This window comes from Microbacterium sp. CIAB417 (genome assembly GCF_022788845.1).
On the sequence record NZ_JAHZUT010000021.1, the window covers coordinates 1 to 6,364 of the forward strand.

The 6,364-nt window shown below is 69.7% G+C and carries 7 protein-coding genes and 1 pseudogene; 5 read left to right on the plus strand and 3 right to left on the minus strand.

Annotation, left to right across the window (positions count from 1 at the left end; genetic code table 11):
- The first annotated feature begins 260 nt into the window (after positions 1-260).
- Positions 261-410: a hypothetical protein gene (locus KYX17_RS31485; RefSeq protein WP_243233698.1), complete on the plus strand. Its 150-nt coding sequence runs from the start codon at positions 261-263 to the stop codon at positions 408-410.
- A 67-nt stretch (positions 411-477) separates the two neighbouring features.
- A pseudogene (locus KYX17_RS31490) lies at positions 478-1,105 on the plus strand (LysE family translocator).
- Between the two features lie 7 nt (positions 1,106-1,112).
- Here KYX17_RS31490 and KYX17_RS31495 read toward each other — a convergent pair.
- Positions 1,113-1,763 (minus strand): cation transporter, encoded by a 651-nt coding sequence (locus tag KYX17_RS31495; protein WP_243233704.1) that lies wholly within the window; start codon positions 1,761-1,763, stop codon positions 1,113-1,115.
- Positions 1,760-2,104, minus strand: coding sequence for a helix-turn-helix transcriptional regulator (locus KYX17_RS31500; RefSeq protein WP_243233705.1), 345 nt, complete (start codon positions 2,102-2,104; stop codon positions 1,760-1,762). Before KYX17_RS31500 ends, KYX17_RS31495 begins: the two co-directional genes overlap by 4 nt.
- Positions 2,105-2,276: 172 nt before the next feature.
- Here KYX17_RS31500 and pgl point away from each other — a divergent pair, with 172 nt between their 5' ends.
- Together pgl and KYX17_RS31510 are read left to right on the plus strand one after the other, a co-directional pair.
- Positions 2,277-3,005: a 6-phosphogluconolactonase gene (gene pgl, locus KYX17_RS31505; RefSeq protein WP_243233706.1), complete on the plus strand. Its 729-nt coding sequence runs from the start codon at positions 2,277-2,279 to the stop codon at positions 3,003-3,005.
- Between the two features lie 31 nt (positions 3,006-3,036).
- Positions 3,037-4,752, plus strand: coding sequence for a long-chain-fatty-acid--CoA ligase (locus tag KYX17_RS31510; RefSeq protein WP_243233707.1), 1,716 nt, complete (start codon positions 3,037-3,039; stop codon positions 4,750-4,752).
- Between the two features lies 1 nt (position 4,753).
- Here the strand turns inward: KYX17_RS31510 and KYX17_RS31515 are convergent, their stop codons facing one another.
- Complete coding sequence (locus tag KYX17_RS31515) at positions 4,754-5,728, minus strand: hypothetical protein (protein WP_243233708.1); 975 nt, start codon at positions 5,726-5,728, stop codon at positions 4,754-4,756.
- 159 nt (positions 5,729-5,887) lie between these two features.
- On the opposite strand from KYX17_RS31515, the gene KYX17_RS31520 reads away from it, so the two are divergent.
- Complete coding sequence (locus KYX17_RS31520) at positions 5,888-6,325, plus strand: Hsp20/alpha crystallin family protein (protein WP_243233709.1); 438 nt, start codon at positions 5,888-5,890, stop codon at positions 6,323-6,325.
- Positions 6,326-6,364: the final 39 nt, after the last annotated feature.

Genomic DNA, 6,364 nt, shown 5'->3' on the forward strand with positions numbered 1-6,364 from the left:
GGGAAGAGGTTTCCGTTACCTTTTCGTGATTCTTTTCTCACGCATAGCTCGAGCCCAGGTTCGCGGGTCTTCCGGTCGGGTGCGGAGCGCATGACTCAGCCACTGACGACGTTCGCGAGACCGTCGGGCGCGCCGTCGAGCTGTTCTGGCGGACTTGTGCACGCTGCGGCGTCGGCGCAACCCCCCTGTGCGAGCCCAGCGGGAGGAGTGGACTTGACGAGTCCCGAAATCCGAAGGCATCGAACACGAGGGAGATCGTGATGAGCAACGCCGAGAACACCGGACGCGACGAGCACGACGAGAAGAAGCCCCACGACTCCGCCGCATCGGCGGGCTCCGAGTCGCACGAAGAGGGCGAGGCGGCGATGGATGCGGCCGAGGAGGCGGTCGTCGACCACGGTCGCGACTGACCGCAGTCCATATCGACGCGGCTGACGCGCCGTTGCCGAGACAACCGAACACGAGAGTTCGGCCACGATCCCGTTCGAGAACCTCGTCGCCTTCGTCGTGACGTCGGTGGTGATCATCGTGATCCCTGGGCCGAGCGTGCTGTTCGTGATCGGGCGCTCGATCGCGCTCGGGCGTCGCGCGGGCGTTCAGCGTCGTCGGCAACGCCCTCGGCACGGTGCCGGCGGTCGTGGCGGTCGCCTTCGGCGCCGGAGCGATCGTCGCTTCATCGCTCGTGGCGTTCACGGTCATCAAGATCGCCCGCGCCGTGTATCTCGTGTGGCTCGGCATCCAGGCCATCCGTCACCGCCGCGCCCGCGTCGACGGCGTCGACCGCGCGCCGGTCTCGACCTTCACGCTGCTTCGCCAGGGCTTCGTCGTGGGGCTGACGAACCCCAAGACGATCGCGTTCTTCGTGGCGGTGCTGCCGCAGTTCGTCGACCCGGCGGCCGGGGCGGTGTGGCTGCAGCTGTTGCTCCTGGGGCTGAACTTCCAGGCGCTCGCCCTGGTGTGCGACAGCGTGTGGGCGCTCGCCGCGGGGACGGCGCGCGCCTGGTTCGCCCGTTCGCCGCGCCGCATCTCCACTCTCTCCGGAGCCGGGGGCGTCATGATGATCGGCCTCGGCGGGGCGCTGGCGGTCAGCGGCTCGAAGAGCTGACCTTCGCTCAGTGCTCGCTCTCGAGCACCATGCCGACCGAGGTCGCGCAGGCGTCGCCGCGCCACGCCTCGACACCCTCCCGCACCGCGAACGCGGCGATCACCAGGCCGGCGACCGCGTCCGCCCACCACCATCCGAACGCGCTGTTGAGCACGAGTCCGACCAGCACAGCCGCCGAGAGATACGTGCACAGCAGCGTCTGGGCGGAGTCCGCGACAGCCGTGGCGGAGCCCGCCTCGCGGCCCGCGCGTCGCTCGGCGAGGGAGAGGAACGGCATGATGACGACGCTCAACGCCGTGAGCACGATGCCGACCGGCGAGTGCTCCGCTTCGATGCGCGTCGTGAGCGCCCACACAGACGACGCGGTGACGTAGACCGCGAGCGCGAAGAACGCGACGGCGATCACGCGGAGGGTCCCGCGCTCCCAGCGCTCCGGGTCCCGCCGGGTGAACTGCCAAGCGACCGCTGCCGCCGAGAGCACCTCGATCGTCGAGTCCAAACCGAACGCCACGAGCGCTGCGGAGGATGCGGCGGCGCCGGCTGCGAGAGCGACGGCCGCTTCAACGACGTTGTAGGCGATCGTCGCGGTCACGATCCAGCGGATGCGGCGCTGCAGCACACGGACGCGCTCTGCGCTCGGGGTGGCCGACGTGCTCATGCGCAGCGACACGTCTCGCCGGCGCAGCAGCCCGGTTCGACATAGAGGACGACCTTCAGCAGCTCGTCCAGAGCGGGAGCGAGGTGGCTGTCGGCGAGGCGGTACCAGGTGCGACGCCCTTCGGGGATGGCCTCCACCAGGCCGCATCCGCGCAGACACGCGAGCTGGTTCGACATGACCTGACGCGAGACCCCGAGGGCATCGGCGAGATCGGACGGGTAGGCCGGGGCCTCGCGCAGGGCGAGGAGGACACCTGCGCGCGTCGGATCGGAGAGGGCGTGTCCGAGTCGGGCCAGAGCAGCGGTGTGCGTCGCGGTGGCGCGGTTGAGCACGGTGGTCATGGATTGGATAGTACACGCAAGCGTGAACTATGCCGAGGGTGCGCCAGTTTCCCAGCTGCCATGCATCTGATCGCATACGACCTGGGGTTGAATCGAGGAGGGCGAGGCTGCTCGCCGCGACTGCCGGCGACACCCGCTCATCCGACCTCATCCGAGACGAGAGAAGCTCAGCGTGACCTACGGTTCGATCACCACCCTCCCGCAGGCCGCGGACGTCGCTGCCGAGGCGGCCCGTGACGCCGTCCGTACGCTCGGCGCCGCGATCGATGCGCACGGCAGCGCCGTGTGGGTGCTCGCCGGGGGCAGCTCGCCCATGGCGGCCTACGCGATCCTCGCGGCCCAGGATGTGGACGCGATCGACTGGTCGAAGGTCACGGTTCTCATCGGTGACGAGCGCTCGGTGCCGATCAGCGACCCGCAGTCGAACTGGGGCACGATCGCTCCCGCCCTGCTGGATCAGCCCGGCTTCGACACCATGGTGCAGCTGCGTCCGGACACCGACGTCGACGAGGCCGAGTCCGCGCGCCGGTACGCCGCGGCGATCGCCGCGCTGCCGAAGACGGATGCGGGCGCTCCGCGTTTGGACCTCGTGTGGCTCGGCGTCGGAGAAGACGGTCACACCCTGTCATTGTTCCCCGGCCACCCCGACTTCCGTCCGGTGGACGAGCTCGTGATCCCCGTCCACAACTCGCCCAAGCCGCCGCCCACCCGGATCACGCTCACGCTGAAGGCCCTTGATGGCGCGCAGCGCGTGGTCGTCTTCGCCACGGGCGCCGGCAAGAAGGATGCGCTGGCCGAAGCGCTCGCGGAGGGGAAGCTGCCGATCGCGGTCGTCGCGGCACACGTCACCGCGGCGGGCGGATCGGTGCAGTGGCTGTTCGACGAGGCTGCGGCCGGCTGAGCCGCCCGTCCTGCCCAGGAGGAGGATCGTGATGACCACGGACGCGAAGGCCGACGGCTCTCCGCTGGAGGCACGCCCCTGGATCGCTTCCTACGCCGACGGAGTGCCGGCCGAAATCGAGCCTGTCGCCGAGACGCTCGTCGACCTTCTCGACGCATCCGTCGCGCGCTACGGCGAGCGGGTCGCGCTGGAGTTCTACGGCGCCGAGACGACCTACGACGAGTTGGGCGAGCAAGTCTCCCGCGCCGCCAACGCGCTGCGCAAGCTGGGTGTGCAGGCCGGGGACCGGGTCGCGCTCATCCTGCCGAACTGTCCGCAGCACGTCGTCGGTTTCTACGCGGCGCTGCGCATCGGGGCGATCGTCGTGGAGCACAACCCGCTCTACACCCCGCGTGAGCTGCGCCACCAGTTCGAGGTGCACGGCGCGGTCGTCGCCATCGTCTGGGACAAGGTCGCGGACACGGTCGCGGAGTTCCCCGAGGACGTCGCGCCCTCGGCCATCGTCTCCGTGCGGATGCCCGACGCGCTGCCGCTGGGCAAGCGCCTGGCGCTGCGCCTTCCGGTCGCCAAGGCTCGCGAGACGCGCGAGGCGATGACCACCCGCCCGCGCGCCCGCGGCCTGCTCGAGTGGTCCGATTTCGTGCGCGTGCGCAAGCTCCCGCGCAAGTGGCCGAAGCCGCGTCTGGACGACACCGCACTGCTGCAGCTGACCAGCGGCACGACGGGCATGCCCAAGGCGGCGATCCTCTCGCACCGCAACCTTCGCTCCAACGCCGCGCAGGGGCGCGCGTGGGTTCCAGGGCTCACCGAAGGTGGCGAGGTGTTCTACGCCGTGCTGCCGCTGTTCCACGCGTACGGGCTCACCCTCTGCCTCACCTTCGCGATCTCCCTGGGGGCGCGTGTGGTGCTGTTCCCGAAGTTCGACGTGGATGCGGTCGTCGCCGCGACCGCGAGATCGAAACCCACGTTCCTGCCCGCCGTGCCGCCGATCTACGACGCGCTCTCACGCGCCAGCACCCGCAAGGGCGTCGATCTGTCCAGCATCCGATTCGCCATCTCCGGGGCGACGAGCCTGCCGGTGCCGACGGTGACGCGCTGGGAGGAGGCGACGGGCGGGCTTCTCGTGGAGGGGTACGGCATGACCGAGACCTCGCCGGTCGCGCTCGGCAACCCGATCGGACCTTCGCGGCGCCCCGGCACCGTGGGTGTTCCGTTCCCGAGCACCGAGATCCGGGTCGTCGATCCCGACGATCCGCGCGTCGACCGCCCGGCCGGAGAAGCGGGGGAGCTGCTCATCCGTGGCCCGCAGGTGTTCCAGGGCTACTGGCAGCAGCCGGACGAGACCGCGGCCGTGCTGCTTCCCGGAGGATGGCTGCGCACCGGCGACATCGTGACGGTGAGCGAGGACGGCTTCGTGACCGTCATCGACCGCGTGAAGGAGCTCATCATCACGGGCGGCTTCAACGTCAGCCCGACCGAGGTCGAGCAGGTGCTGCTGCTGCACCCGGATGTGGCCGAGGCGGCCGTCGTCGGCATCCCCCGGCCATCCGGCGGTGAGGACGTGGTGGCCGCGATCGTCACCCGGGAGGGCGCGGTCTTCGACGCGTCCGCGCTGCGGGACTTCGCGCGCACGCATATCACCTCGTACAAGGTGCCCAAGCGGATCGTCGAGGTGGAGGATCTGCCGCGCTCGCAGATCGGCAAGGTGCTGCGCCGCATCGTCCGCGAGCGCCTCTCGGCCCGCTGAGTCAGGCGCGCGAGAGCGTCACGAGCCCGCGGCGCGAGGCGGTCTTCTCGAGCCCTTCGGACTCGGCGAGACGCAGCGTTCGCGCCGGCAGCGGCGGGAGTTCGGATGCCAGGCCATCCGCCTGCTTCGCCATGCCGACCAGCAGGGCCAGGTCGACACCCGGCGCCGTGACCTCGAGCCGCGCGTAGTCGCTGCCGGTGCCCCATCGCAGCCGCTCGATCTGGCTCAAGCGGAGCGCGTGCGTCGTCTCGCCGGCGGTGATCCAGACCCGGTCGCGCGAGACGCGTACGGTCGCATCGACAGAGCGCCTGCGCAGGAGCGCGGTGACGATGAGATAGGCCGGGAAGGCGAACAGCACCCCGAGCGCGAGGATCAGTAGGCGGGGGCCGAGCCGCTCGACGATGTCGCCGAAGACGATCAGTGCCGTCGCGACGATCGTTCCCGTCACGAGGATGGTGGCGACTATCCACGCGGTGAGTTCCCGCATCCGCATCGGGATCGCACGGAAGCGGACGATGACCGCGTCGCCGTCGTTCTCCCAGGTGAGCGGCACGCGCGGCTGTGCCCGGGTCCTTCCCGACAGGAGGGCCGTGATGCGGCTGATCAACGTGATCCAGACCCAGCCGGCAGCGGGAGGCAATGCGAAGAGGGCGCCCGTGTAGACCGCGCGCGGCGTACCGGGTGCCAGCCACTGCGGCACGAGTTCGATCGCGGCGAACATGGTCGGTGCGAGTGCGATGGCCATGACGATATGTGCGATCGCGCCGGCGGGCTGCGGCATGCGCACCGTGAGGTTCACGAACCAGATCCCGCACAGCGCGCCCGCGACGACCGACATCAGGTATGAGAAGAAGCCGCCGTCGGCGAGGTAGCCGGGCAGTGCCGCCAGGGTGCAGGCTGCCGCCCAGACCAGCGGATGCAGGGCGATCCGCCGCAGTCGAGGCGGTCGTGTCGCCGCCTCGGCGGAGTCGTTCACGCGCCGATTCTATGAGGCCGTCGACAGCACTCCAGACAGAGCTGTGAAAACTAGCACTCTCCGCATCAGAGTGCTAATCTGTGATTGTTGAGTCAAGGGGGCTCAACTTAGGGACTACGGGTCGGATCCGCATCCGATCCCGCTCGAGAGGAGACGACTATGGCTGCATACGACTCGCTCCGTGACCTGGAGCGCATGGCGAACACGTTCTTCGACACCGCACGGCGCGGCCCCCGGCAGATGCCGATGGACCTCTACCGCGACGGCGACCACTACGTCCTCACCGCCGACCTGCCGGGCATCGACCCGGGCTCGGTCGATGTCGACATCGACGGTCAGCTGCTGACCATCCGTGCCGAGCGCACGCTCTCGGCCGGCGACGGGGTGACCTGGATCACGCGCGAGCGGACCTCGGGCACCTTCCTGCGTCAGCTGAGCCTCGGGCAGGGGCTCGACACCGAGAAGATCTCGGCGAGCTACCGCAACGGTGTGCTGAGCGTCACGATCCCCGTCAGCGAGAAGGCCAAGCCGCGCAAGGTCGAGATCACCACGGGTGACGACGCTCCCGCGCTGCAGGTCTCGGAGTCTCAGAGCTGACGCATCGCGGACAGCAGTAAGGGCCGGTCGGAGAAGCTC

Excerpts from the sequence above, each read along its gene's own strand:
- KYX17_RS31485 (WP_243233698.1), top strand. The coding sequence starts at position 261 with ATGAGCAACGCCGAGAACACCGGACGCGACGAGCACGACGAGAAGAAG.
- KYX17_RS31495 (WP_243233704.1), bottom strand. The coding sequence starts at position 1,763 with ATGAGCACGTCGGCCACCCCGAGCGCAGAGCGCGTCCGTGTGCTGCAG.
- KYX17_RS31500 (WP_243233705.1), bottom strand. The coding sequence starts at position 2,104 with ATGACCACCGTGCTCAACCGCGCCACCGCGACGCACACCGCTGCTCTG.
- KYX17_RS31510 (WP_243233707.1), top strand. The coding sequence starts at position 3,037 with ATGACCACGGACGCGAAGGCCGACGGCTCTCCGCTGGAGGCACGCCCC.
- KYX17_RS31520 (WP_243233709.1), top strand. The coding sequence starts at position 5,888 with ATGGCTGCATACGACTCGCTCCGTGACCTGGAGCGCATGGCGAACACG.